23 protein-coding genes are annotated in these 24,735 nt (G+C 55.8%); 7 read left to right on the top strand and 16 right to left on the bottom strand.

Translation table 11 applies throughout. The features are described 5' to 3' along the window. Positions 1 to 83 precede the first annotated feature (83 nt). From IPN69_02760 to IPN69_02785, 6 genes are all read right to left on the bottom strand, one after another. Positions 84 to 857 (bottom strand): GntR family transcriptional regulator, encoded by a 774-nt coding sequence (locus IPN69_02760; protein MBK8809635.1) that lies wholly within the window; start codon positions 855 to 857, stop codon positions 84 to 86. A gap of 452 nt (positions 858 to 1,309) precedes the next feature. Continuing rightward, positions 1,310 to 2,266, bottom strand: a complete 957-nt coding sequence (locus IPN69_02765) for a DUF4437 domain-containing protein (protein MBK8809636.1) — start codon at positions 2,264 to 2,266, stop codon at positions 1,310 to 1,312. A 78-nt stretch (positions 2,267 to 2,344) separates the two neighbouring features. After that, a complete protein-coding gene (locus tag IPN69_02770) occupies positions 2,345 to 2,614 on the bottom strand; it encodes a hypothetical protein (protein MBK8809637.1) in 270 nt (89 codons plus the stop codon). A gap of 78 nt (positions 2,615 to 2,692) precedes the next feature. Continuing rightward, complete coding sequence (locus IPN69_02775) at positions 2,693 to 3,541, bottom strand: amidohydrolase (GenBank protein ID MBK8809638.1); 849 nt, start codon at positions 3,539 to 3,541, stop codon at positions 2,693 to 2,695. A 124-nt stretch (positions 3,542 to 3,665) separates the two neighbouring features. Further along, a complete protein-coding gene (locus tag IPN69_02780) occupies positions 3,666 to 5,213 on the bottom strand; it encodes a long-chain-fatty-acid--CoA ligase (protein ID MBK8809639.1) in 1,548 nt (515 codons plus the stop codon). A gap of 168 nt (positions 5,214 to 5,381) precedes the next feature. Beyond that, entirely contained in the window at positions 5,382 to 6,047 is a 666-nt protein-coding gene (locus tag IPN69_02785) for a chromophore lyase CpcT/CpeT (protein ID MBK8809640.1), read from the bottom strand. Between the two features lie 186 nt (positions 6,048 to 6,233). Here IPN69_02785 and IPN69_02790 point away from each other — a divergent pair, with 186 nt between their 5' ends. The 3 genes from IPN69_02790 (at position 6,234) to IPN69_02800 (ending at position 9,655) form a co-directional block, all read left to right on the top strand. Then, complete coding sequence (locus IPN69_02790; protein ID MBK8809641.1) at positions 6,234 to 8,282, top strand: hydantoinase/oxoprolinase family protein; 2,049 nt, start codon at positions 6,234 to 6,236, stop codon at positions 8,280 to 8,282. A 145-nt stretch (positions 8,283 to 8,427) separates the two neighbouring features. Further along, complete coding sequence (locus IPN69_02795; GenBank protein MBK8809642.1) at positions 8,428 to 9,450, top strand: nitrilase; 1,023 nt, start codon at positions 8,428 to 8,430, stop codon at positions 9,448 to 9,450. A gap of 13 nt (positions 9,451 to 9,463) precedes the next feature. Continuing rightward, entirely contained in the window at positions 9,464 to 9,655 is a 192-nt protein-coding gene (locus IPN69_02800; protein ID MBK8809643.1) for a hypothetical protein, read from the top strand. Positions 9,656 to 9,727: 72 nt separating this feature from the next. On the opposite strand, the gene IPN69_02805 is transcribed toward IPN69_02800, so the two are convergent. Beyond that, complete coding sequence (locus IPN69_02805; GenBank protein ID MBK8809644.1) at positions 9,728 to 9,973, bottom strand: hypothetical protein; 246 nt, start codon at positions 9,971 to 9,973, stop codon at positions 9,728 to 9,730. Between the two features lie 152 nt (positions 9,974 to 10,125). Here IPN69_02805 and IPN69_02810 point away from each other — a divergent pair, with 152 nt between their 5' ends. After that, complete coding sequence (locus IPN69_02810; GenBank protein MBK8809645.1) at positions 10,126 to 11,283, top strand: hypothetical protein; 1,158 nt, start codon at positions 10,126 to 10,128, stop codon at positions 11,281 to 11,283. 41 nt (positions 11,284 to 11,324) lie between these two features. On the opposite strand, the gene IPN69_02815 is transcribed toward IPN69_02810, so the two are convergent. Next, the gene (locus IPN69_02815; GenBank protein ID MBK8809646.1) at positions 11,325 to 12,314 is read right to left on the bottom strand and encodes an energy transducer TonB; all 990 of its coding nucleotides are present in this window, start codon (positions 12,312 to 12,314) and stop codon (positions 11,325 to 11,327) included. Positions 12,315 to 12,463: 149 nt separating this feature from the next. Between IPN69_02815 and IPN69_02820 the strand changes: the two genes are divergently transcribed. The 3 genes from IPN69_02820 to IPN69_02830 all read left to right on the top strand — a co-directional run bounded on the left by IPN69_02820 (position 12,464) and on the right by IPN69_02830 (position 15,504). Continuing rightward, the gene (locus IPN69_02820; GenBank protein ID MBK8809647.1) at positions 12,464 to 13,402 is read left to right on the top strand and encodes a sigma-70 family RNA polymerase sigma factor; all 939 of its coding nucleotides are present in this window, start codon (positions 12,464 to 12,466) and stop codon (positions 13,400 to 13,402) included. Between the two features lie 93 nt (positions 13,403 to 13,495). Continuing rightward, complete coding sequence (locus tag IPN69_02825) at positions 13,496 to 14,569, top strand: hypothetical protein (protein ID MBK8809648.1); 1,074 nt, start codon at positions 13,496 to 13,498, stop codon at positions 14,567 to 14,569. 185 nt (positions 14,570 to 14,754) lie between these two features. After that, positions 14,755 to 15,504 carry a ribonuclease Z gene (locus IPN69_02830; protein ID MBK8809649.1) on the top strand — a complete coding sequence of 250 codons (750 nt, stop codon included), beginning with the start codon at positions 14,755 to 14,757 and terminating at the stop codon, positions 15,502 to 15,504. A 55-nt stretch (positions 15,505 to 15,559) separates the two neighbouring features. Here the strand turns inward: IPN69_02830 and IPN69_02835 are convergent, their stop codons facing one another. From IPN69_02835 to IPN69_02870, 8 genes are all read right to left on the bottom strand, one after another. Next, positions 15,560 to 15,910, bottom strand: coding sequence for a hypothetical protein (locus tag IPN69_02835; protein ID MBK8809650.1), 351 nt, complete (start codon positions 15,908 to 15,910; stop codon positions 15,560 to 15,562). A 122-nt stretch (positions 15,911 to 16,032) separates the two neighbouring features. Continuing rightward, on the bottom strand, positions 16,033 to 17,751 hold the full coding sequence (locus IPN69_02840) for a TolC family protein (GenBank protein ID MBK8809651.1): 1,719 nt from the start codon (positions 17,749 to 17,751) through the stop codon (positions 16,033 to 16,035). Between the two features lie 168 nt (positions 17,752 to 17,919). Then, positions 17,920 to 18,357, bottom strand: coding sequence for a hypothetical protein (locus IPN69_02845; GenBank protein ID MBK8809652.1), 438 nt, complete (start codon positions 18,355 to 18,357; stop codon positions 17,920 to 17,922). Continuing rightward, positions 18,354 to 18,788 (bottom strand): SRPBCC domain-containing protein, encoded by a 435-nt coding sequence (locus tag IPN69_02850; protein MBK8809653.1) that lies wholly within the window; start codon positions 18,786 to 18,788, stop codon positions 18,354 to 18,356. Before IPN69_02850 ends, IPN69_02845 begins: the two co-directional genes overlap by 4 nt. A 46-nt stretch (positions 18,789 to 18,834) precedes the next feature. After that, complete coding sequence (locus IPN69_02855) at positions 18,835 to 19,305, bottom strand: isoprenylcysteine carboxylmethyltransferase family protein (protein ID MBK8809654.1); 471 nt, start codon at positions 19,303 to 19,305, stop codon at positions 18,835 to 18,837. Between the two features lie 76 nt (positions 19,306 to 19,381). Next, complete coding sequence (locus tag IPN69_02860; GenBank protein ID MBK8809655.1) at positions 19,382 to 22,573, bottom strand: efflux RND transporter permease subunit; 3,192 nt, start codon at positions 22,571 to 22,573, stop codon at positions 19,382 to 19,384. A gap of 77 nt (positions 22,574 to 22,650) precedes the next feature. Continuing rightward, positions 22,651 to 23,976 (bottom strand): efflux RND transporter periplasmic adaptor subunit, encoded by a 1,326-nt coding sequence (locus IPN69_02865; protein MBK8809656.1) that lies wholly within the window; start codon positions 23,974 to 23,976, stop codon positions 22,651 to 22,653. A gap of 60 nt (positions 23,977 to 24,036) precedes the next feature. Then, positions 24,037 to 24,675, bottom strand: a complete 639-nt coding sequence (locus IPN69_02870; GenBank protein MBK8809657.1) for a TetR/AcrR family transcriptional regulator — start codon at positions 24,673 to 24,675, stop codon at positions 24,037 to 24,039. Positions 24,676 to 24,735 lie beyond the last annotated feature (60 nt).

The following is a 24,735-nucleotide window of genomic DNA, read 5'->3' on the forward strand; positions in this document are numbered from 1 at the left end:
CGAGTTCCGCCTTCAGGCGGCGAGTTTTTGGTTCTGCGTCGACGGATCATTTCGGTGAAGCCGCCTGAAGGCGGAACTCCAAACTACGTTTCCTTCTTCTTGCTGTCCCGGATAAGCTTCACCGAATACCCGTAAATATCGCTCCGGTATAGCGTGTGGACATATTCGACCGGCTTGTTCTCGTTCGTGTACACCGTCCGTTCGATCGAGAGCAGTGCGGTACCGACCCGCACGTCGAGCAATTTTGCGACATACGGGTCAGCGAGTTCGGCGTGGATCTGCTGCATAGCGTTGTCGAGATTTATGCCGAGTTTGGCCTCCATCGTATGGAGCAGCGCGCCGCTCGAGAGTTCGGCCATCGTCAGCGCCGAGCCGATGTCTTCCGGCAGATAGTTGATGATCAGTCCGAAGGGCTTGTTATCGTGCAGGCGAAGCCGCTTCAAGCGATAGATCGGCGTTCCGACCTTGATCTCGAGCAGTTCTGCCTCGTGTTGGTCCGCTTCGACGCGGTTCATCTCGAGGACCTTGACCGGCGTGTCCATTCCCATCTCGATCAATTCGTCGAGCGAACCTGTCAGATGGATCGTCCCGGTAAATCGCTTTTTCCGAGACTTACGCGCGGAAATGACGGTTCCGCGACCCTGTTTCCGTTCGATCAGGCCGTCATCCGCAAGCGCCTGAAGCGCCTGCCTGACGGTGATGCGCGAAACGCCGTATTCCTCGATCAGTTCGATCTCGGTCGGCATACGGTCGCCCGGTTCAAACCCGCCGGAGGTGATCTTTTCGCGAAGGACATTTTCCAGTTGGTAATACAGCGGGATCCGCGAACTTGCGAAAGTGATTTTTTGTTTAGCCATTTTGGTTAGTTGTTAATCGGTAGACGGTAGACGCGGTAGACGGTAGACGGTAGACGCCGTAGACGGTAGACGGTAGACGGTAGACGGTAGACAGGAGACGGTAGACAGGAGACGGTAGACAGGAGACGGAAGACGGTAGTCAGGAGACAGGAGACAGGAGACGGATTCGGCCGCGCAAGCAAGTCGTTCACAAATGAGCTGATCCAAATATCGCTGACAACCATAATCACAACCTACCGTCAACGGCCTTCCGTCTACCGTCTACGGCCTTCCGTCTACCGTCTCCTGTCTACCGACTACCGTCTACCGTCTCCTGTCTACCGCCTACCGTCTACGGCCTACCGTCTACCGTCTACCGTCTACCGTCTACGGCTTTCTGTCTACGACCTTCCGTCTACCGTCTACTCTCTACCGTCTACCGTCTACGGCATTCCGTATACCGCCGTCTCCTTCTAATCGTGCGAATGTTCGATCCCGTGCTCGTGCATATGATCGTGAATGTGACTGTGGATGCGATCGCTCTCGGAATCGACGGAGTAATGATCGTCCGGATGTTCGAAGTCGATATGGTTATGGCCGTGCGTATGCATCCATTTGTTAAGTTCCGGCTTCTGGCGTATCAGTCGCGCCGCGGCGCGATCGGCGTTCTCTTCAGGATTCGAATACGGATTGTAATGGAAATGGTTGTGCAGTTCGCCGTCGGTGCGCCCGAAACCGAGAATGCCGTGCTCGCTGTAGAACGATCCGTGATTCACATACGCCGGACGCCAGAAATAGCCGCCCGTCGGCAAATCTCCGAACTGCATCATCCAAGACGTTCCCCAGACGTGGTACGCCTCTTCGGCACAGTCGTGATAGGAGATGTTGTCCTGCTGGAATCCGGGCGTCATCGTGTACAAAAACGTCATTGCGTGCGTTTTCTCATCGAACCGGAGAAGTTTGAGCAAACAGCCGGAGGCGGTTTGCGGAAAGAGCGTCGGCACCTGCCAGGGCATTTCGTCATAGGTCGCGAGTTGGATAAGTCCCGAACGTTCCGCTCCGTCCATATCCGCGTCCGATTCGATCACGTGCGGCTCCGAATCGTTGTACATCACGAGCGCGAAACAGCCTTTCTCGGTCGAAAACGCCGGCAGAGAAACTCCTCGAGGAACGAAAAAGTAGCCGCCCTTGCGCCAGATCTTGTCGCCGACGGCCATTTCGCCGTCCATTATGAAGATCTCAAGTTCGGAATAGGCGACCGACGGCGGCTGTTTGTAGCCGGCGTCCCACTGAACGGTCATCGTGCAGGCGCCGGTATCCTCGTCGATCGAGAGCATCTTGTAGTTGTAACCCGAAGGAATTCCTTTCAGTTCCAATCGTTTGAACGCGACTTCGCGATCGACAAACGGTTCAATGTGTTTTCGTGCCATAATTTCCTCCCTTTGTATCTGCCTGCTCGGCGTTTGGCTTGAACGATTTCATACGCCGGCTGAAGCCGGAACTCCGAACTAATAAACGACCTTATTCTCGCGGTCCGGCTTCGGATAGATCTCATCCGGCTTGATGATCCGCTTGATGTCGGCGTGAACGTTGAATCCCGTCGTCTGGATACGCTGTTCGAATTCCCGATACCATTGCTCGCGTTGCGGCTCGAGTTCAACATTCATTTCCCGAGCGATCTTCGCGTAGCGGTCACGCTGTTCGGCCACTTCTTCGGCGAGCCATCTTTCAACGTCCTCGCTGCGTGCAGGCTTTTGCTTAATTATTTTCTTGCTCATATTTCCCCCTCTTATCTTCATTGATTTCCGGGACCGGCGTCTCACCATCCGCTGATCCAGCCAACAAATGCAAAATCATCAGGCCCAATCTTCCAATCCGTATACCCGAACCGCGTTTTCGACAAGTAACTTCCGCTTCGGACCTTCGCGAAGTTCGAGCTTATCGATCTCGTCGATCGAGCGTTTGAAACCGATCACCGGCCAATCGGTGCCGAACATCACCTTGTCCTGACCGCGCGAATTGATGAATTTGATCAGCGACTTGTCCCAGTATTTCGGCAGATGCGCGTCGGTTCCGATAAAGACGTTCTTGTGCTTCCACGCCATCGAGATCATCTCCTCGGTCCAGGGATGACCGATGTGGATGCCGATGATCTTCAATTCCGGAAAATCGATAGCGACGCGGTCGAGCGTGATCGGCTGCGCGACAGTTTTCAGGAACCACTGCGCCGAATGCCCTACCTGGATCTGGATCGGCACCCCGAGTTCGGCGCACTTTGCGTAGAACGGGTAATACATCCGGTCGTCCGGCGGAGCGCCGAACCAATGCGGGTAAAGATGCGCTCCGACGAAACCGAATTCCTTTACCGCAGTCTCGAGTTTTCTCACCCAAGTCATTATCTGCGAAGGATTTACGCCGATGATCCCCTTGAACTTGCGGGGATGCGCCGCGCATACGTCGGCGATCTGTCGGAACGGTTTTTCAAAGAATATGCTCGACCCGACCGGCGCACCCGTCGTCGCGACGAGCAGGCCTTTGTCGATCCCGCCTTCGTCCATCAGCCGCAGTTCTTCGTCGAGCGTGACGCCCTTTTTCGTCATCTCGAGAATTCCGATCAGATCCCAGAACTGATCAAGCTCCGGCGGATAACAGCCGGTGATCTCCTTCGTCCAGAGATTGACGACGATGTCGATTGCTTTCGTCATTTGTTGTTTGCCGCAAATTGCGCGGATTTCACGAATCCAAGCTTGCTTTTCGTCGAATTTCGGTAAACGACGACCCACCGCGAACGTTCCGAATCGAATATGAAGAATCACCTCACGGAACGCGTCATTCGTTGCGAGTGTACTTTTCCCGCAATTCCTTTTTCAAGATCTTTCCCGTCAAATTTCGAGGCAATCGATCAGCAAACGCGACCGATTTCGGCTTTTTGAATCCGGCGATCTTGCCCTCGCAATACCCGATGATCTCGATATCGGAAATTTTTGATCCTTCTTTCAAAACAACGATCGCCTTGACCTCTTCGCCCCATTTTTCGCTCGGGACGCCGATGACCGCGACCTCGAAGACATCCGGATGCGTCTGCAAAACCCGTTCGACCTCGGACGGATAGACGTTCAAAGCGCCGGAGACGATCATATCGTTCTTTCGATCGACGAGATAAAAATACCCGTCCGAATCGCGCCGCGCCATATCGCCGGTTCGGAGCCAGCCATCGCGGATGGTTTTTGCCGTCGCGTCGGGATTGTTCCAGTATCCGATCATATTGGCTTCAGTCCTGATCGCGATCTCGCCGGTCTCGCCCGCCGGCAAGAAGTTCCATTCGTCGTCGACGATCGCAACATCGACGTTCGTCTGCGGCCGCCCGCAAGACCGAAGCAAATGCCGGCGAATCGGATCTTCAAGCGCCATCCGATGCTCCGCCGGTTCGAGAACGGTTCCCGAGCAACCCGTTTCGGTCGTCGCGAAGGTCTGCCGGAAACCGCATCTCGGAAAGCGCTCCATCGCCTCACGCAGGACCGGTTCGGGAATCGGCGAGCCGCCATAAAGCAAGACTTCGAGCGAGCTCAGGTCATACCTTCGCGAAACCTCCGAGGCGAGCAGCATCTGGATCGTCGTCGGAACGAGATTCGTGAACGTAATCCGGTCGCGTTCGATCGTCGCGCAGGCCGTTTCGACGTCGTAATTTATCAAAGAGATCTGCGAGCCGACGTAGACGGCGCAATATATTCCCGCAATTCCGGCGGCCGAATAGAGCGGCGACGGCAGCAACACGCGGTGAGTCTGCCGAGACGCGATCGCGTGGACGTGGACGAGCATCCCGACAAGCAGCGAAAGATGCGAATAAACCGCGCCCTTCGGAAATCCCGTCGTGCCAGATGTATAGAGCAGCATCGCGGGCGCTTGCCCGGCGATTTGCGATCTGCGATCTGCGATTTGCGATCGCGGATCGCCGACCAGTTTTTCAAAGAACTCCGAATCGATCACGTGCTTCACGGATTCGACCTGTGACTCGACCTGATGCGCGTTCGCGACCGTCGATTCGTCACAGATGATCGCCTTTGCGCCCGAATCTTCGACGATGTATGCAACCTCGGTCGCCGTCAGCCGATAGTTGACGGTGACGGAAACCAATCCGACCTGCGCCAGCCCGAACAACGCTTCGACCCACCGGTTCGAGTTCCGGGCATAGATCGCGACGCGGTCGCCGGGTTCGAGTCCGAGACGAAGCAACGCCCCGGCAAACGCCTGCGCCCGCCCATTGAGCTCCTTCCAGGTAAATCGCTTCTCCTCAAAGATCAATCCGACGTCGTCGGGAAAATTTCTCGCGTTGCGCGCGAGCAGGTCGCCTGCTGAATCGAGTCCGCCAAAAATCATCGTAAATTGGAACGCTAGACTTTGAACTTCATACTTTGAATTCTGACCCTTAAGCATCAAGCATCGGACCAGGGCAGGAATCAGCGGCCTAACGATGCTTGATTTCCGAAACCCTCAGTTCAAAGATCCAAGCTCAAAGTTCTCAGCTCTCATTTCTCAGTTCAAAATTCATTCCCTCTTCAAAAAAATGTGTCCGATCGTACCCGGCGGCGGTCCCCACTTGTGATTGCCCGCGTCGTCAAATCCTTGATCCAGGTTGATCCAGCGCCTCGGTCCGATCTCACTTTCGGAATACGTGTACGTCGCGCCGCGGAGACTCGATCTGCAAGCCTTTCCGCCAGTCGTTCTTCCCTTGAAAAGATCTTTGCTGGCGCGTTCATAGGTCAGATCGCATCCGACTTCCGGACTTAGACGATCGAAGCTCAACGACTTCAACGCCTCCCGCCGTTTATGAGCGTTGATCAGGTCCTCGGGCTTCGAGATGCGAAAGATGCGAAGAGTGATTTTTCCGTCGATCCGCGTCAGAAAGTAAACCCGTTGGCGATACGGCTTTGTCCGCGCTTCGGCCTGTTGATTTTCGACATAGAACGCGAGACCGTCCCTAAGCTCCGGAATATCAACAGGAGTGACGTGCAATAATGCCCGGATATGTCGGTACTTCGCGTCGGCCTCTTCATCCTCGTCAACCTGCCCGAAAGTGTCGAAACTTCCCGTCATCCAACTGCCAAGTTGCTTCAGGTTCTTGTCGATCTTGGCGGATTGCGCGATCGCGGGCCCCGCCGCAACTAGCGCGGCGAAACAGAAAAACGCGAAAAAACCTGACTTTTTCGTCATTGCAGAAACCGTTAATACAAATCAGCAAAATACTAGCACAAAACTTTGATATACGTCTAGGACAAATTTGCGGGCGATTCTTTGACAATCTTGCCCCGGAATCGTTATTATTTCCTCAAAACGAATTGTCATAGAGACATAACTAATTTGCTGCTTTCGGTGCGGAAAAGGAACTGAGGAACACTTATGAGCTATCGCCTTGGAATCGATGTCGGCGGAACGTTTACCGACCTGTTGCTGTTCAATAACAAGACCGGCGAGATGAAACTCGAGAAGACGCCGTCGACGCCGGCGGATCAATCGATCGGCATTCTCGAAGGCATTCACAAGATCGTCGAACGCAACGGCCTTTCGGCCAACGAGATCGATCTGATACTTCACGGAACGACGGTCGCGACAAACGCCGTTCTCGAAGAGAAAGGCGCGCTTGTCGGACTGATCACGACCAAGGGTTTCGAGCAGATCCTGCACGTCGCGCGCTCCCAAACGCCCGGACCGCTCGCCGGCTGGATCATTATGCAAAAACCCGATCCGCTCGCGCCGCTCTACCTGACGCGCGGCGTTTCGTGCCGGATGACCGCTAAAGGCGCGGAAACTTCGCCGGTCGATGAAGCCGAGATCCGTTCGTTCATCAAGGATCTGCACGACGCGGGAATCGAAGCATTGACTGTTTCGCTCATCAATTCTTTCGCCAACAACGCTCACGAACGCCGCATTCGCGACATCGCGGCCGAAATGTTCCCCGAACTTCCGGTGACGATCTCGACCGATATTCTGCCTGAATTCCGCGAGTACGAACGCTGTCTGACAACGGTTATGAACTCGTACGTGCGGCCGAAGATGGCGAACTATCTGAAAGGAATTCAGGAAAAACTCGCCGAAGCAAACATCGACACGACCGTCAACATCGTCCGATCGGATGGCGGCGTGATGTCCATCGACGCGGCTAAACGCTCACCGGTCAATACTTTGCTGTCTGGCCCGTCGGGCGGAGCGGTGGCTGCGGCGTATGTCGGCGAACTCGCGGGGTTCGACAAGGTTCTCGGCTTCGATATGGGCGGAACCTCGACCGACGTCTGCGTCACGATCGGCGGCCAACCGAATCTCGTCCGCGAAACGCGCGTCGGCTATTATCCGGTAAAAGCTTCTTCGGTGGATGTCCGGACAGTCGGCGCGGGCGGCGGATCGATCGCACACGTCCCGATGACCGGCGCCCTTCGCGTCGGACCGCAATCGGCGGGAGCGGATCCCGGACCTGCGGCCTACAAGAAAGGCGGTGAAGAACCGACCGTGACCGACGCCAACGTCGTGCTCGGCCATCTTCCGCCAAGGCTCCTCGGCGGCGAGATGTCGCTCGATGTCGAAGCTTCGCGCAACGCCGTCAAAAAGATCGCCGACGCGCTCGGGCTCTCGATCGAAGAGGCGGCGCAGGGCATAATCGACATCGTCAACGAGAATATGTTCGGCGCTCTGCGGCTCGTATCGGTGCAACGCGGCCTTGACCCGCGGGACTTCGCGCTCGTCGCCTTCGGCGGCGCGGGTCCGCTTCACGGCAATTATCTTTCGAAACTCTGCGGATCGTATCCGTGCATCTCGCCGCCGACGCCGGGCGTGCTTTCGGCGCTCGGATTCCTGCATTCGGACATTCGCAACGAGTTCTCGCAGACGATGATCCGCGAATTGGAGAAGATCGACACCAGAGAGTTCGGCGAGATCTTCAAGGTTCTGGCGTCCGAAGCTACGGATTGGCTGAACGGCGAAGCGATCCCGGCCGAGCGTCAGAAGCTCGATTATCAGGTCGACGTCCGTTATTACCGCCAGGGATTCGAGTTTCCGATCAGCGTTTCCCCGGATCAGTTCGCGACCGCCGAAGGCAAGCAGAAGTTCATTGCCGATTTCAAGGCGACGCACGAAAAGAACTACGGCTTCAACATCGAATCGCCGATCGAGATCGTCAATCTGCGCGCAGTCGGAATCGGTTCCGTACGCAAAGTCGAACTTCCCAGGTTTGAACTCGGAAATGAAGATTCGTCCGGCGCAACGTACGAGGACCACATCGCGTGGTTCGACGGCAAGGAGCTTTCGACACCGATATACGATAGGGAACGGCTTCGTTCAGGCAACAAGATCGCGGGTCCGGCGATTATCACGCAAAAGGATTCGACGACCGTCATCCTGCCGGATCATTACGGCAAAGTGGACGAATATCTGAACATTCTGATTTATCCGAATTGAGTTTCGCCGCGAATTTCAATGCCCGCCGTCTCAGGGTCTACCACGGAGGGGACTGCCTTGGTTCTCGGATATGTCGGCTGAGTCTCGCCGCGGTCCTTCTTGCATTGTTCGTGTAAATTAGTGCAATTCGTGGCAGAATCGACCGATGGAAAGTTATCGCGCAATCGCGCTGCAAACCAAGTGCTTCGCCGTCAACCGCGCGAAGTCAAAGCCCGAAGCGGAAGAGATCATCAAACAGGCGATCGCTCGGATCTCGAACCAAATACTCGGTGCGGTGGCGTTTGTCGGCCCGGATACCAAGCTCATTGTCCTGCCTGAGTATTTTCTGACCGGATTTCCGATGGGTGAATCGATCGACGAATGGCGTGAAAAAGCGTGTCTCGAGATCGACGGCGAGATTTACGATCTGCTCGGCAAACTGGCGCAGGACCGCGGTATTCACCTCGCGGGAAACGCCTATGAACTCGATCCGCACTTTCCAGGATTGTATTTTCAGACGAGTTTTATCATCGCACCGAACGGCGATGTTGTACTTCGCTATCGGCGCCTGAACTCGATGTTCGCGCCGACGCCGCACGATGTTTGGGACGAATACCTCGACGTTTACGGGCTCGAAGGCGTTTTTCCGGTGGCGCGGACCGAGATCGGCAATCTCGCCTGCATCGCCTCCGAAGAGATCCTTTACCCCGAGGTCGCGCGTTGCCTGGCGATGCGCGGCGCCGAAGTGTTCTGCCATTCGTCATCCGAGGTTTTCGGGATGGAAAACACGCCGAAGAACGTCGCCAAACTCGCTCGCGCCTACGAAAATATGGCGTACGTCGTTTCCGCGAATTCGGGCGGGCTCGCCGATATACCGATTCCCGAAAACTCCACCGACGGCGGCTCGAAGATCGTTGATTACAAAGGACTTGTGATCGCCGAAACAGCGCAGGGCGAATCAATCAACGCCTTCGCGGAGATCGACCTTGCGGCGCTTCGACGCAACCGACGGCGCGCCGGAATGGGGAACATCCTTTCGCGGCAACGCTTCGAGCTCTATGCCGAATCGTACGCGAAGAACTCGTTTTATCCGCCAAACACTCTGATCGGAAGTAAGGCCGACCGTTCGCATTTCATTGAAACCCAAAAACGCGTCATCGCGAAACTGGCCGACGACGAGGTGATCTGAGCCCAGGTCTTTCGTGAGAAGCCGGATTCCAAATTCCAGATTCCAGATAGTTCGGATTCCGGATTCCAAGTTCGGGATTGCAGATTCCAGATTCCAGAGATTCCAGATTCCAGAGATTCCAGATTCCAGAGATTCCAGATTCGGGAGCTTTGAAAAACCCACGGGCCGGGACGAGTCAGTACCATCTGCGGTAGCGGATGGTTGAAGACACAACCCCCACCCCCCCCAGTGGTTGGTATCAATGCTTCGGTCCGGGAGTGCCGCAACCAACCAGCCGCTACCGCAGATGGTACCGACTCGACGCGATTGCAACGCGATTCGGGATTCCCTGTCTTAAACCCTTGGAATTCTGGAATCTTGAATTCGGATCTGGAATCCCTGGAATCTCGATCCTTGGAATCTCGAACCTTGGAATCTGGAATCCTTGGAATCTTGGAATCTTGGAATCTTGGAATCCTTGGAATCTTGGAATCCTTGGAATCTTGGAATCCGAAATCCCAAATCCCGAATTCCCAATTCCCAAATCCCAATTCCCAATTCCCAAATCCCAATTCCCAATTCCCAATTCCCAGTGGTTCGGACGCACGTTTGCCGATTGCTTCGCCAATGCGTAATCTGGGATTAGGGGATTCAGACTCAACGCAGTTCCGCAAACGGATCCGGGAGGTGTGAACTATGAATCGCTTGCTGCTAAATTCACTCTTAATCATCGCGGTTTTTGCCTGTAACCTTCTTGCGCAGAATTCGGGTTCATCCGTAATGGCCTATTCGCAGGCCGCGGCCGGCACCGACGCTGAGGCGATCTCACGTCTCGTCCGCGATCAGATCCTGATCGGACTCGAGAAGTATCCCTGTGTCGATCAGATGGACGAGAACACGCTCGGCGCGCTTATCGGTTGGCAGCGAATGCGTGACCTGCTCGGTGCTGAGGCGAACGAACAAAAACTCAAGGAACTCGGCGAGGCCGTCGGTGCGCGTTACGTGATCGTCGTCAAAAGTGTCAACTTGCCGACCGGAACGGTTTACACGAATGTGGTCGTTCTCGACACGGTCACGGGCAAGATGGTCGCCAATCGTGAGAACCAGTCAACGCCGAACGACGGACCAAAAAACGGGGACGCGCTCGCGGCGCTGGTTTTGCAAGATCTGTCGAATCTATTCAAGGGCAAATGCGATCCGCATTGGACGGGCACGATAAGCTATTCGACAAGGCAGAAGGAAGAAAAAACGGCGTCCGGCGATGCCTGGGGCGGCTCGGTCGGCGTGATGGAAAAGAACGCGAAGTTCACGATGACGACGCTCAACGAATTGGACGATACCGTCGAAGCCGTACTTCGCGCGATGACCGATGGCGTCGAGGGCCAGAAAACGATGGCCCGCGTTGCGCATAGATACGCCAAGCGTTGGGAACGGAATGAGAAGCAGACCAGTGAAATGCTTTGCCGGCCCCGAGGAAAGCCTTCTTATCTCAAGAGCACGAACAGCAACAGCCGGGAATTCGTTTCGGAAAACGGCGAGAACACCCAGACACTGCCGGTGTCGATCGTCGTTTTTCCGGACGGGCAATACAAGATCACGGTGCGATATCCCGGATTGACGACGACGCGAAACGCCGGCAAGCAAGGCGTCCGCGACGGCTGCGAACCCCGGCCGTTTGACGAGAGCAACCCGGGTGAGGGAACGCGGCTTCCAAACGGATATTTCGAGATCGAAGGAAAAGCGGATCCGAAGAACCCGAACGAACTTTTCGGGAAAACCGTTACCGGCAATCTTGCAACGAAGCAATTGACGATCGTCTGGAAGCTGAAACTGGTGACGCCGAAGAAGAAATGAAGATCGGATGCGGAAATTGGTGTTGAGCGATTTGAGCGATCTCAAAACGCAATCGTTCCGTCCGGTTTGAATCTATAAACCAGTAAGGCGTTGAATTGAATTGGCGGACCATTGATGTAGGCCGGCGAAAATTTGGCTTGGCGCGCCGATGCGACGCACTCTTCACGCAAGAGCGGATGTCCCGAGATCGCTTTGGCGTAAATTACCTCCCCGTTCAAATCGATCACTATCTTGACCGTCACGATTTCCTCCTTGTTGATTTGATCGAGATTCCGAACCTGTGGACGCGGAATGCTGAGCGCCTTTTTGTTGACGACACCGACATCAAGGCATTTGGCGAGCGAATCGAAATTAAAGACAATCTTGCCCACAAAATATAAATCCTTGTCGCCGTCGATGTTGGAGGCCGCGAATTTTGATTTCAAAACCGCCTTTTCAGATTCGTCGAAAAGCAACTCATCGCCGGAAATTGCCTTTGCCGAAATGACTTCACCGCGCCAGCCGTGAATCAAGGTCAAGATTTCGACTTTTCCTTTCGCACACGCAGATCGTGCTACTGCGGAATAATCCGGTCTTTCGAGGATAAGAGCTTTCCCGTTGATGATTGCTTCTTTCGCTTCAAACAGCTTGAGAAGTCGCTTCGGCTTGGCGTTGGTGATCGGCCTCCCGTTAAAATCTTCGACCCTGTAAACCAAAACCCCGTCACCGTATACCGTTCCGAAATCCTCCAGAATCGGCTGAAACACGGCTTCCAGCGCCGCCGCCACCGCCGCCGGACGCAATAAAGGATGCCCGCTGACCGCTTTGGCTGAAACAACCTGCCCCTTCGGCAGATCAACTCTGACGATCACCTGAACCGGCCCAGGCAACTGCCCCGAATCCTCCGGATATCTCGGCAATGGCAAGAATTTGACCTTTTCATTTAAGATCCCGAGTGGAATCGTTTTTGTACTTGCATATATCTGCCCGAAAACATTTTGTAGACCCAGAAACGAAATGCCGATCGCAAATATCAAAATCATTCGATTCATAGTTTTGATCCTACTTTTTTGGACACCAAGACTACAGAAAAGTTCCCAACGACCGGGGAACCGTTCGGGCTGCGCCGCAACAGGCAAACAACCCGAAATCCCAAATCCGAAATTCGATATCCGAAATCACACCTTCTTTTGGTAAACTGGTGACGAGAATGACCCCGGCCGCCGAGAAGATCGTTGACGAATCACTGCCGCGCCTTTGCGCCCGCGCAGCGAACCCGCGCGGGCTCGGACCGGATGAACTCAGGCCGCGCGTCGTGAAGGCCGTCGGAAAGTATCTCCTGCGCGACGGCGCGAACGCCGGAAATTCCGAGATTCGTTCCTTCATCGACGAGCTTCGTGCAGACGATCTGTGCCTAGTCCTTGCGTGCGAGCGCGGCGATGCGGACGCGTGGGACGAACTTGTGAAGAACTTCGATTCGACCGTCAGATCGGCCGCGCGCAAGATTACAAACAATATCGAGGACTCTGAAGACCTCGCAAGTTCGATCTGGGCCGAACTCTACGGCCTCAAAGAAGGAAAGGGCAAACTCGGCTATTATTCGGGCCGCGGCAGCCTCGGCGGTTGGTTGCGCGCAGTGGTCGCGCAGCTCGCGGTCGATCAGTTCCGGAAGGTTTCGAGGTTCGTGCAGATCGAAGAAGATCGCGAATTCGAGAATCTCGCCGCCGAAAGTTCGGAGATCAGCGGCAATTCATCGGCGCAAAGTCCGGAGGAGATCTTCTCCGAAAGGTCGATGCAGAACGATGTTTCCCAGGCATTGAAGGCGGGTGTTTCGGAACTTGAACCGGAAGACAAGCTGATAATGAAGCTCTACTATTATGACGATCTGAAACTCAAGGATATCGGCGCAATGCTCGGCTTTCACGAGGCGACGGCGAGCCGCAAACTCGTCCGCATTCAGTCGTCGATCCGAAAATCGGTGGAAAAGGCGCTGCGCGAAAAGCACGGTTGGAACGAGTCGGAAGTTACGAAACATCTCGCCGAAACCGCCGAAAAACTTGGATTGAATTTCGAAACGATGTTCGCCGTTCTGATCATTTTCGCGTTCGTGCAAGAAATCGTTTCTGCCGGCGTTCAATGATCGGGAGATGAGAGAAATTGAAAAGACGGATTGATTGAACTAGTTTTGCGGAACGGAGAAAGAAAGACTTTTTGATTTTTTGGAATTTGATCGATGGAACTTGAATTCGACAAGGAAATGGATGTCATCCTGCGCAGGTCGCGGGAAGAAAGCTTCGGCGATAACGGCCGGAGTCTTTCCGGACATCTTGATGCTGACGAAATTTCGGCCTTTGCGGAAAACGTGCTGCCGGAATCCTCGCGCATCAATTACATATCGCATTTTGCGGAATGTTCACGGTGTCGGAAGATCCTTTCCAACGTCGCGGTCTTGAACGACGCGGCCGAACCGGTTGCGGATCCGGCCGTGCCGTTGACTGCCGATGCCGGCGTTCCCTGGTATCGACGCTTTTTCGTCTTCCCGCAGATCGCCTATTCGATGGGCGCGCTCGTTCTGATCTTCAGCGCGGTCCTTGGCTACATCGCGTTGCGAAACGTCGGGCCGGACTCTGTATCAGAGATCTCGCGGGCGACGGAACCGTCGCTTCCGGGTTTTGCGCCCGCGTCGAACACCGCAGCGCTTCCGAGCAATTCGGCGACCGCAAATACAAGCTCAAACACCGCTGCCGCGACCAATTCCAACACGCCGGCAACTGCCGCGCCGAATGCAGGCGACGGGACGGTTACCGGTGGAGTCTCGTCGAACAAAGCCATCATTCTGGATGGTTCGCTGCGCAAGGATGCGAACGTCGCCGGATCCGCGGAGATGAACACCGATGCGAAATCGAAAACCGACCGTCAGGAAACCGATGCCGTCCTCGCGAAACCGACCCCCGCGGTCAGCCAGCCGACCGCCGGCGCTTCGCGACCCGAACCAGTCGTCCGTGATGCGGAAAAAACCGAGGAAACGCTGAAGGAAAACACCGACGAGCCTGTGCGCACGCGTTCGGCGCCAAACGTTCCGTCCAAAAAACAAACGGGCGACCTTCGCAAAGCCGGCGGAAAATCGTTCCGCAACATCGGCGGCGTCTGGTTCGATACCGATTACAACAACCTGCAGACGCAGATCTCGGTCAAACGCGGCTCTGACGATTACAACAAACTCGACACCGGATTGCGCTCGATCGCCGACCAGATCGGCGGCACGCTCGTCGTTGCGTGGAAGGGCAAGGCGTATCGGATCGAGTGATTTTCAATTTGCGATTGGAGCGCAACCGTCCCGGTTGCAATGAGCGCCTCGCGCGAACCAACCTCACAATGGGTCTTCTCGGTTCACCGTAACGGGCCTGTGCGCCGGGAGGCATTCAGACCGCTGGAAAGTTCGATCCCCTTTTATCAATTGAAAATTGAGAATTTAGAATTGATAATCTTCGTGTGAGATTAATCGTTCTCGGATCAGGCAGTTCGGTCCCGCATCCGGCGCGGAGCAGTTCGGCATATTGGGTTGAAACTCGCTCGGGTTCGATCCTGCTCGATTGCGCGGCGTCGGCGATCCATCGGATGGCCCAAGAGCGGCTCGATTGGGCGAATCTTGACGCGATCTGGATCTCGCATTTCCACCTCGATCACATCGGTGGTCTCTTTCCGCTTTTGTTCGGATTGAAATACGCGCCCGAAACGCAGGATCGGACGAAGCCGCTCAAGATCTTCGGGCCGCGCGGCCTTTGCGCCCTGATCGATCGCGTTCAGTCCGCAAACAATTACAGACTCCTGGCGCAGCCGTTTCCGGTCGAGGTCATCGAGGTCGATCCGCTCGACGAATTCGATTTTTTGCCGAATGTTTCGGGAGTCGGATTCAGCACGTCGCACACGCCCGAAAGTATGGCGATCCTCATTCGCGAAAACGACACAACTCTCGTCTTTACTTCAGATACCGGATTTGCGAAGGCGTTGGCGAATTTCGCGCGCGATGTCGATCTGTTTGTTCTGGAATGTTCGTTCGTAAAGGATAAGCCGGTCGATACCCACATTGAACTTGAGGAAGCTAGGTATCTGATCCGCAAGGCGCGGCCCAAACGCGCGATGCTCACGCATTTTTATCCGGAATGGGACGGCGTTGATTTTGGAGAGTTGGCCGGGGACGAGATCGTCGAAGCGCGAGACGGTCTGATTCTGGATTTCTGATCTTGGAGTTTGAATCGCTGTACGTGATCCAAACTCCAAAATCAAAGTGCCGGAATCACTGGATCGAGACGGTCATCGTGAAATTCGTTCCGCGGTTCCCGTGGTTGTCGATGCTGATGTAAACATCGCCGTTGTTCTCGACATAATTCGAATACGACGTGTCGTGCAGTTCGCCCTGCGTGAAATCGCATTTGCCGTTGCCGCAGCTGAGCGTCGCCGTCAACGTTTGCCCGGCGCTGGCGCGGAGCACGAAACCGCGTGTCGCGCCGGCGGCGAGGGAACCCGTCACGGTCGCCGAACTCCGTCCGCGTGCAAAACGAATCCGCGTCTGCGCAAACGAATCCGTCACCGTCATCATCCCGATGATCGCCACGATCAATAACTTCAAACTTAGTTTTCGAATCATATTTTTCCTCCTGAAAAGTTCAACTCCGCAAATGTAGTCCTAAGCGCGCCAGAATTCAAATCGACCGGGCATCAAAAACCCGGAGATTTGGATTTTATCCGGAAGAGCTGTGTTCAAGAATGCTACTTGCGCAATCGTGCCTCGACGTCGTTCGCTTTGAGCGAATTGCCGGTCGCGCGCTGCAGATCGGCGATCGCCTTGTTGAGTTCAGTCTGCGCCCGGAGTTCGGAACTACGGGCGACCATCAACGCCGTTTGGCGTTCGAGAACCTTGTATATGTCCGACTGCCCGGCGTCGAGTTTGCGCTGTTCGGACTCGTATTGTTTTTGTGTGTTTTCCCTCGAGACGGCGGATGCGCGGAGACGCGCTTCGGCGGTCCGGATCGATTGCAGAGCGTTGCGGACATCGACCTGGATGTTCTGTTCGATCTGCTCGCGCTGCGTTCCGATCTGTTCCTTTTGTACCAGCGACCGTCCGAGATTCGCCTCGGCGGTCTTGTTTTGAAGCGGCAGGTTGAACGTCACGCCGACCCGAAACGTCGGGTAACGATTGAGAAAGACGTCGGTCAAAGAACTTCCGGAAAGCGCATTGAGACGGGCGATCTGTTCCAGACACGCAGGCGAACTCGGCGCCGAATCGCACGGTGACGGAAAGAACGGTTCGAATCCGGGATTCAGCTTTCCGCCGACCCCGGCTGAGGTGTAGCTGGCCGTCAGGTCGATCTGGGGTTTGGTCTGATCGCGGTAGAATTTCTGATCGATCGCGTTGATGTCGTTCTGAACGTTGTTGACTTCGATCTCCGGGCGATTCTGCAGCGCCGCGTCGAGCGCCTCGGGAAGCGTAGTCCGCGGTGCGTCGAGATCGACCGGATCGGTCGGAAGCAGCGCGTCATTCCAGATCGCGTCCGTCCTGTTTTGGGCGATGAGATTCTTGAGCGCGTTCTCCGCGCGGCCGACCACTTCGAGCCCCTCGTAAACTCCCTGTTCGATATTCGCGACCTGCGTTTCGGCGGCGACGATGTCGATCGGCGCCAGTTGCCCTTCTTCGACAAGTCTCTTACTGTGCGCGAGTTGGTCCTTCGCGTCGCGGACGCCGTCACGCTGGACCTGCAGGTTCCGAAGCGCGAAGACAAGATCCCAATAAGCGCGCTGAACGCCGGTGATGATCTCGATCGAGCGTTGGCGAAACTGCGTGTCGGTCAGACTCAGGTTGCGTTTCGCGATCTCGATCACACGGCGCGACTGGTCAAACCGGCGACCGCGCCAGAGCGGTTGCGTTACGGTCAGATTCAGCGAAGTACTGCTCTGCGGACTGAGGATCGAGATCGGATTGTTCGTCGTTACACGCTGCGAAGAAACCGACGCCGAATACGTTGTTCCCGCGCCGCGGAGCGCGCCGCCGATGCCGACGTTTCCAACGAGCGAATCGTTGTCGGTCGTCGGATTCGACGAGAAAATTGAGACGTTCGGTACTTTTGAACGCTCGAAATACGTTTGACCGGTCAGCCGCGGTTCGTAAAAACCATTCGCGCCGCGCAGGTCAAACTCGGCGACGCGAACATTTTGGCGCGAAACCTCGATATCCTTGTTGTTCTCGAGCGCAAGCGCGATGGCTTCTTTGATCGAAAGCGGCCGCTGGCGGAGCATATCGACGCCGACGCGTCCGAGATCGGGCAGTGTCCGGTCGTCCTGACGGTAATCTGGCGCGACCTGCGGAACTCCGTCGAGCTTCTCGGGCGCAACTTTTTGCGTATCCTTGACCGGCGTCGGCGACGGTTCCTGTGCAACCGCCACAACGGTCAATAACGACAATAGAATCAAAATGTATGAAAGCTTCTTCATAAAACCTATTCGGATCTGAGAACTGAGAACTTAGAACTGAGTGCAAAGTGCAGAGTGAATAGTGCATAGTTCGAAGAATATTTGAGTGCATTGTCCCCTCTGCACTCTGCACTTTGCACTCTGCACTCTGCACTCTGCACTTTGCACTCTGCACTCTGCACTCTGCACTCAGTTCACGGCTCCCAATCCCAAAATCTGCGTATAAATGAACCCGCCCAAAATGAGCGCGAATCCGCCGATCTCGCCGGCGATCAACAAGTACATAAAAGTCGTCGTTACGAATGTCCTTTCGGCAAACATATTCTCGGTTCGATTCAGGAGCCCCTCGCGGATATAGCCGGCGACGGTCAACACGAAAAACGTGATCGGAACTGAAACGATCAAAGTTTGGAAACCGGCCGAGAACGGCGAGAACTCGATCAGTTTCGCAATGATCAGACTCGCGAACGCATAAAAGAACGACGCCATATGCGCGAGATTGACATACGCCGGCGCGCGGTGCTCGGGCGAACTCATAATCTTTGCGTATTTCCAGACACCTGTGAGCATTCCGGTCATCAAGAAAATCCCGGACGCGAGAAGCGCGATCTTGATGCTCGAATTCATCGCTTTTCCGCCTCCGCTTTGATCGCGTCGTTCATCAGATGGTAGCCGGCCTCGGTCTGCTTCCCGACCATCAGCCATATCAAACGCACCATCCAGCCCGAAAAATGCTCACCGTGTACGAACCTGCACTTCGCGTCGGAGATCCGCTCGATGATGAAGAAATGCTCGCCGCGAAACGCCCCGAACGGCAAGTTCCCGACCCAACGAAGCTCGCGACCCGCATCGGCCTTCAAAACATTCGGTGTAAACTTCAACATTCTCGATCCGGGAAGCTGGACGTCGATCTTCAAGCGCGCGCCTTCCTTCGGTTCGCCTTCGACGCGCGTCACGAAAGGGTTCCACTCGGGGAACCTCCGAAAATCCGCGAGGACCGACCAAACCCTCTCGGCCGACGCGTCGATCTCAATCTCAGTTCGAATCTCTTTTTTCATCTGTTTTGCCCGCTTGCCCAAATCCAAAATCTAAAGTCCAAATTCGTCAGATCCACCGGCGAACCCGCGATTTGTAGTCCAGATATTCCTCGCCGAACTTCGCCTCAAGGTACCGTTCTTCCCGCCTGATAACGCCGAAATGTATAGCCAGAACAACCAACGGCAAGAAGGGCAGGAACCAGACCGAATTGAAAATCAGCGAAAATCCGAGATAGACCTCGACCATCGCGACATAGATCGGATTTCGACTGACGGCGTAAATGCCCGAATCGAGGATCGCCGTTGTCGGATGCCACGGTTCGATGTTCGTTTTCGCGGCCTTCATTTGACGCCAGGCGACGAAGATTACGACAAGCCCGAAAAGTACCAGCAAAAAGCCGAGTACAACCGCTGCCCCCGACGCCATAATCGGACGGGGGTAATGCCACGCAACGAATCCACCGACAATAAGTCCGGTGGCGAAGATCAAAGGCGGCGGCGCGATCACGCCAGGGTTGTCTTTCCGTTTCTCGCTCATCGTAAAAAGGTGCTATCGGACATTGAGGAATCGATCCCACCGTCCGCAAATGATCTGGCAAACGCCTCGCATATCATCAGTTTTTCCCAAACAGCGAATTGACTCCCGACTGCGCGCGTCGGCGAAGTCCGCCGAACGCCGACGAGAGCGCTCCGTTGAAACGACGGAAGACCTGAAACTTCGCGACGTCGTCAAAGATCGAATAGAACACCGGCACGGCGAGCAATGTCAGCAAAAGACAAAGCGTTTGTCCGCCGACGACGAGCACGCCGACCGAGCGGTTAGTCCCCGCGCCGGCGCCGCTCGAGATGACAAGCGGCAGCATTCCGGCAACGAGCGCGATGGTCGTCATCAGAATCGGACGAAGCCGGTCGCGGTTGCCGCGCATGATCGCGTCGTGGCGGTTCATTCCGCGTTCACGGAGTTGGTTCGTGTGATCGATCACGAGGATCGCGTTCTTCTTCACAACGCCAAAAAGCAGAAGCAGCCCGAGGCCTGAGAAAATGTTCACCGTCTGCCCCGCGATCAGGATCGAGACGATCCCGAACGGAACCGAGAGCGGCAGCGTCAGCAAGATCGTGATCGGATGGATGAACGATTCAAATTGCGCGGCGAGCACGATGTACATAAAGACGAACGACAGCACGATCGCGATCAAGAAATAGAAACCGGCCTTGCCAAGTTCCTTCGACTGTCCGACATAACCTGTCTTGTATCCCTCCGGCAACTTGAGTTCGGAGACGAATTTGTTGAGTTCAGCCTGGATGCTCGTCGCCGAGCCTCCCGGGCGCGTGTTCGCAAGAATCGTCACCTGCCTTTGCCGGTTCACGCGGTCGATACCGCTCGGTCCGGTGCCGGTCGATGATTTGACGACCGTGTCGAGCGTCGTCCAGCCGATCTTCGAAGACGGCACGATCAAACGCTTGAGGCTTTCGAGGTCGTCGCGGAATTTGTCGTTGGCTCGAACGACAACCCCGTATTGCTCGGTTCCGGCATTGAACGTCGTCGCTTCGGTTCCGGCAACGAGGATGTTCAAGGCCTGCGAAACGTCTCCGATTCGGACGCCGAGATCGGCGGCGCGCGCGCGGTCGACCTCGAGCCGAACCTCGGGCTTGCCGCTGATCAGCGTCGAATCGACGTCGACCGCGTCCGGAACCGATTTGAGCCGCTCAACCAGTTGACTTGAAATGTCGTCGAGAGTTTTCAGATCCGGACCGCCGATGAAGTACTGAACGTTCGCGTTGCGGAAACCGCCGCCGGAAAAAGCCGCGACCTGTTGGACGGCGGTGCGCAGTTCGGGCGGATAATTCTTCATCAGATCGCGCGTGTCCGACATCATTATCTCCTGCGATTTCGGCCGCGAACCAAGGTCGGACAGTTTGACGTAGATCGTTCCGGCGTTGACGACCTGCTGCTGGCCGCCGCCGACCGTCACCAGCGTGTGCGTGACGCCTTCCATCTTGCGGATGTCCGATGCGATGCGCTCCATCAAAACGGTCGACGACTGGAGCGAGCTGCCTTCGGGCACGCGGATCGAAACTTCGAACTGCGACTGGTCATCGACCGGCAGAAAGTTCTTTCCGACGAACATAAACAGCGGAACCGTGCTGATAATTACCAGCAAACACATCACGACGATCAGCCAACGATGCGACATCGAGAACTCGAGCATCTTCACGTACGCGCCGTCGATATGACTGTAAAACCAGCTTTCCTTTGAAGTTTTATGATGTTCGTGATGCGCTTCGCCGCGGACTTCGTCGACCAGCGGCGTCTCCTCGTCTTCTTTTCTCGGCTTGATCAGCCGCGCCGCAAGCATCGGCGTCAAGGTGAACGAAACGAGCAGCGAGACCGCGATCGCGAACGCCGAGGTCAGACCGAACGAAGACATAAAGCGCCCGACGATCCCGGCCATAAAACCGATCGGCACGAAGACCGCCATCAGCGAAAGCGTCGTCGCCAGAACCGCGAGGCCGATCTCGCGCGTGCCTTCGATCGCCGCCTGAAACGGCGACATTCCCTTTTCTTCGACGAACCGGTAGATGTTTTCGAGCACCACGATCGCATCGTCGATCACGATCCCGACCATCAGCGTCAGCGATAGCATCGTGATCTGATTCAGCGTGTAACCCATCGCGTACATCAGCGCGAAAGTCGAGATGATCGAGGTTGGAATTGCGATCGCGGCGATCAACGTCGAACGAAAGTTCCAAAGAAACAGAAAAACGACGATCGCGGCAAGCGCGCCGCCTTCGATGAGATGGGTTTCGATGGCTTTGAGCGAATTCTCGATGAAGATCGAGTTGTCCCCGATGATCTCCATTTTGAAACCGTTTGGCAATCCCTTTTCGATCTCCTTGAGCTGTTCCTTGACGGTTCGCGCGACCGCGACGGTGTTCTGGCCGGACTGTTTGGAAACGATCAGCGTCACGGCCGGCTGGCCGTCGAGCAACGCCTGCGAGCGCAGTTCCTCGGCGCCGTCCTCGACATAACCGAGATCCTTGATCTTCACCTGATAACCGCCGCGGGTCGCGACGACGACATTTTCAAAATCCTCCGGCCGGCGGATCTTGCCGATCGTCCGGACGCTGGTCTCGCTCGAACCCTCGTCGAGCCGGCCGCTCGGAAATTCCAGGTTCTGAACCCGGAGTCCGCCCGTGACCTCGGCCGGCGTGACGTTGTTGGCGCGGAGTTTGTCGGGATCGATCCAGACATTGATCTGGCGCTCGCGGCCGCCGATGATTAGGATCTGTCCGACGCCGCTGATCGATTCGATTCGTTCCTTGATCTGTTTCTTCGCGACTTCGGTCACTTCACGCAGCGGTGCCGGGGCTGAAACGACGAGACGCAGAACCGGCGCGGCGTCCGAGTCGAGCTTCTGAACCGTCGGTTTTTCGGCTGTTTCGGGCAGTTGCGGAATGACGTTCTGGACCTTTTGCTGGACCTCGTTGAAAGCCGCTTCGATGTTCTTTTCGAGCAGGAACTGGACGAACACGAGCGACACGCCCTCGATCGATTGCGAACGCAGTTCGTCAATGCCGCTGATCGTGTTGACCGCCTCTTCGACCTTTTCGGTGATCTCGGTCTCGATCTCCTCGGGCGACGCGCCCGGATTGACGACGGTGATCGTCAACGTTGGAAAATCGACTTTCGGAAAGAGATCGACTCCGAGCGAAAAGAACGAGAACGCGCCGACGACGACGAGCGAAAGAATCAGCATCGTCGCGAAAACGGGCCGTTTAACACAAATTTCTGCTAACCACTGCATAGAATTTGGGATTTGGGATCTGGGATTTGGGATTTGGTTTCAACTCGAATTCCGCATTCACAAATCACCAATCCGAATTATTGTTTGACGATTACCCCATCGCCGAGCTTGTCCAGATTGCTGGTCGCGACGATCTCGTTTTCCTGAACGCCCTGCTTGATCTCGATCAGATCGTTCTCGAGCAATCCGGTCTTGACGATGCGTTCGCCGACGACTCCGTCCTTTATAACGAAAACGCGGTTGACGTCGCCCTCGGTGCGAATCGCGGAAACGGGAACCATCACCGCCGGCTCGGGCTTCGACTGCGTGATCCGCACGGTTGCGAACTGTCCGGGTTTGAGAAGTCCGCCGGGATTCTCGATCTCGGCCTCGACGGTCAGCGTGCGCGACTGAGCGTTCAAACTCGGCAGAATGCGCGCGATCGTGCCGGCGAATTTGCGATCCGGATAAGCTGAAACCTGAGCCGAGACGCCTTGGCCGACGGCGACCTTGCCGATCGACTGTTCGGCGACGTCGATCTTCAACCGGAGCACCGCGGTCCGCACGATCGAACAGATCTTCGTATTCGGAGCGTTCGGCGAAAGATACTCGCCGACATCCGCGGTCTTTTCCGAGATGTAGCCGCTGAACGGCGCGACGATCGAAGTGTCCGAAACGTTCTTGCGCGCTTGGTCGACCTGCGTTTCGGCCGTTGCCACGGCGGCGCGCGCATTGCGGACGTTTGTCTTCGCGGTGTTGACCCCGGCTTCGGCGGAGTTGATGGCGCGGATCGCGACGGCCGCGTTCGAGCGCGCCTCGGCGAGTTGGCCGATAAGCGCGTCGCGCTGCGATTTTCTCTGGTCGTAGATCGATCGGGAAATGTCGCCCGTGGCGAAGAGCTTTTCAGCACGGCGAAGTTCCTTTTCGGCGAGATCGAGCTGGGCGGAGACCGAAATTACCTGAGAGAAATTCCTGATCTCAAACGTTTCTCCGTCCTTTACCCCGAGCCGTACCTGAGCCTGGCGCAAATTGGCGACCGCTTGATCGACGTTGGCCTCGGCCGTCTTCACGCCCTGTTTTTGCTGATCGAGCGCAGCGAGCGTCTGGTCGAGCCTGATCTGCGCGTCGCGCCCGTCGAGTTTGACGAGGACATCGCCTTTTTGAACATAGCTTCCGATGTCGAAATTAACCTCGGCGATGCGGCCGGCGATCGTCGGCGCGACATCCGATACGGCGTCGCCGGCAAGCGTGCCGGTCGCCTCGAAATAAGCCGGTATTTCGACGATCTTTGCCGGTGCAGAAGTCACCTGCACATTTTCCTTCGGGGCCGAGTTCGCCGACGTGTTCGACGCTGAATTCGACCCGCAACCTGTGAAAATGGCGGAGATCAAAACAAAACCTGTAAGAAACTTGAGAATTTCCATAATTTCTATCTTCTAACGCGCGATTGGCGTCGCTTTGGTCTCATCGCGACGGCAGCAATCTCACTTCCTGATTCCCTGAAGAAGAATCGTCGCGAACTCCCTGGCCGCATCCTCGTTCGAGATCTTCAGAAGTTTCTGTTCGCGATCCCAAAGGAGATTGTTGAGCGAATGATGGACAAACATTCCGACGAATGACCTGACGACGATGCGCGGTTCAACGTCTCGAAAAGCCCCGTCGGTCTGCCGTTGTCGGATGTAGCCGCTTAGAAAGTCATAGACGACGGTGACGAAACCCTCGTAGAATGCCCGCGCGAGGTCGTGGCCTTCGAGGGCCGAGAACATCATCAGCCGCAAGAAGTCGCGGTCGGCCGCGTGATGCTCGAGCGCGTGAAGCGCCATTCCGTAAAAGACCCCGAAGTCGTCCTTTGCCTCGAACTTGTCGGCTATCTCACCGAACGGATTGTCGAATCCGTGGTCGCACGCCTTGTGGTCCAGTATGGCGGCGTAAAGTTCGTCCTTGTTGGCGAAATGCTTGAAGACGGTCGCCTCCGAGACCCCGGCGGCATTGGCGATCTCTTTGGTGGTCGTTCCCCGGAAGCCGTTTTCGCCAAAGAGCCGCATCGCGACCTGGCAGATCTGCTCGCGACGCTCGTCACCGGCCATCCGGGTTGTTACACATTTGAAAAGATTATTCGTCAAAAAAACTCCTGAAATAATTGAGTCCCGAGTCCGGCGCACGCGTCCAACCTGCTTTCAGCA

The sequence above is a fragment of the Acidobacteriota bacterium genome (genome assembly GCA_016715115.1).
Lineage (GTDB): Bacteria > Acidobacteriota > Blastocatellia > Pyrinomonadales > Pyrinomonadaceae > JAFDVJ01.

Coding starts and splice junctions, on each gene's coding strand:
- IPN69_02760 (MBK8809635.1), bottom strand. CDS start 857: ATGGCTAAACAAAAAATCACTTTCGCAAGTTCGCGGATCCCGCTGTAT.
- IPN69_02765 (MBK8809636.1), bottom strand. CDS start 2,266: ATGGCACGAAAACACATTGAACCGTTTGTCGATCGCGAAGTCGCGTTC.
- IPN69_02770 (MBK8809637.1), bottom strand. CDS start 2,614: ATGAGCAAGAAAATAATTAAGCAAAAGCCTGCACGCAGCGAGGACGTT.
- IPN69_02775 (MBK8809638.1), bottom strand. CDS start 3,541: ATGACGAAAGCAATCGACATCGTCGTCAATCTCTGGACGAAGGAGATC.
- IPN69_02780 (MBK8809639.1), bottom strand. CDS start 5,213: ATGATTTTTGGCGGACTCGATTCAGCAGGCGACCTGCTCGCGCGCAAC.
- IPN69_02785 (MBK8809640.1), bottom strand. CDS start 6,047: ATGACGAAAAAGTCAGGTTTTTTCGCGTTTTTCTGTTTCGCCGCGCTA.
- IPN69_02790 (MBK8809641.1), top strand. CDS start 6,234: ATGAGCTATCGCCTTGGAATCGATGTCGGCGGAACGTTTACCGACCTG.
- IPN69_02795 (MBK8809642.1), top strand. CDS start 8,428: ATGGAAAGTTATCGCGCAATCGCGCTGCAAACCAAGTGCTTCGCCGTC.
- IPN69_02810 (MBK8809645.1), top strand. CDS start 10,126: ATGAATCGCTTGCTGCTAAATTCACTCTTAATCATCGCGGTTTTTGCC.
- IPN69_02815 (MBK8809646.1), bottom strand. CDS start 12,314: ATGAATCGAATGATTTTGATATTTGCGATCGGCATTTCGTTTCTGGGT.
- IPN69_02825 (MBK8809648.1), top strand. CDS start 13,496: ATGGAACTTGAATTCGACAAGGAAATGGATGTCATCCTGCGCAGGTCG.
- IPN69_02835 (MBK8809650.1), bottom strand. CDS start 15,910: ATGATTCGAAAACTAAGTTTGAAGTTATTGATCGTGGCGATCATCGGG.
- IPN69_02840 (MBK8809651.1), bottom strand. CDS start 17,751: ATGAAGAAGCTTTCATACATTTTGATTCTATTGTCGTTATTGACCGTT.
- IPN69_02845 (MBK8809652.1), bottom strand. CDS start 18,357: ATGAATTCGAGCATCAAGATCGCGCTTCTCGCGTCCGGGATTTTCTTG.
- IPN69_02850 (MBK8809653.1), bottom strand. CDS start 18,788: ATGAAAAAAGAGATTCGAACTGAGATTGAGATCGACGCGTCGGCCGAG.
- IPN69_02855 (MBK8809654.1), bottom strand. CDS start 19,305: ATGAGCGAGAAACGGAAAGACAACCCTGGCGTGATCGCGCCGCCGCCT.
- IPN69_02860 (MBK8809655.1), bottom strand. CDS start 22,573: ATGCAGTGGTTAGCAGAAATTTGTGTTAAACGGCCCGTTTTCGCGACG.
- IPN69_02865 (MBK8809656.1), bottom strand. CDS start 23,976: ATGGAAATTCTCAAGTTTCTTACAGGTTTTGTTTTGATCTCCGCCATT.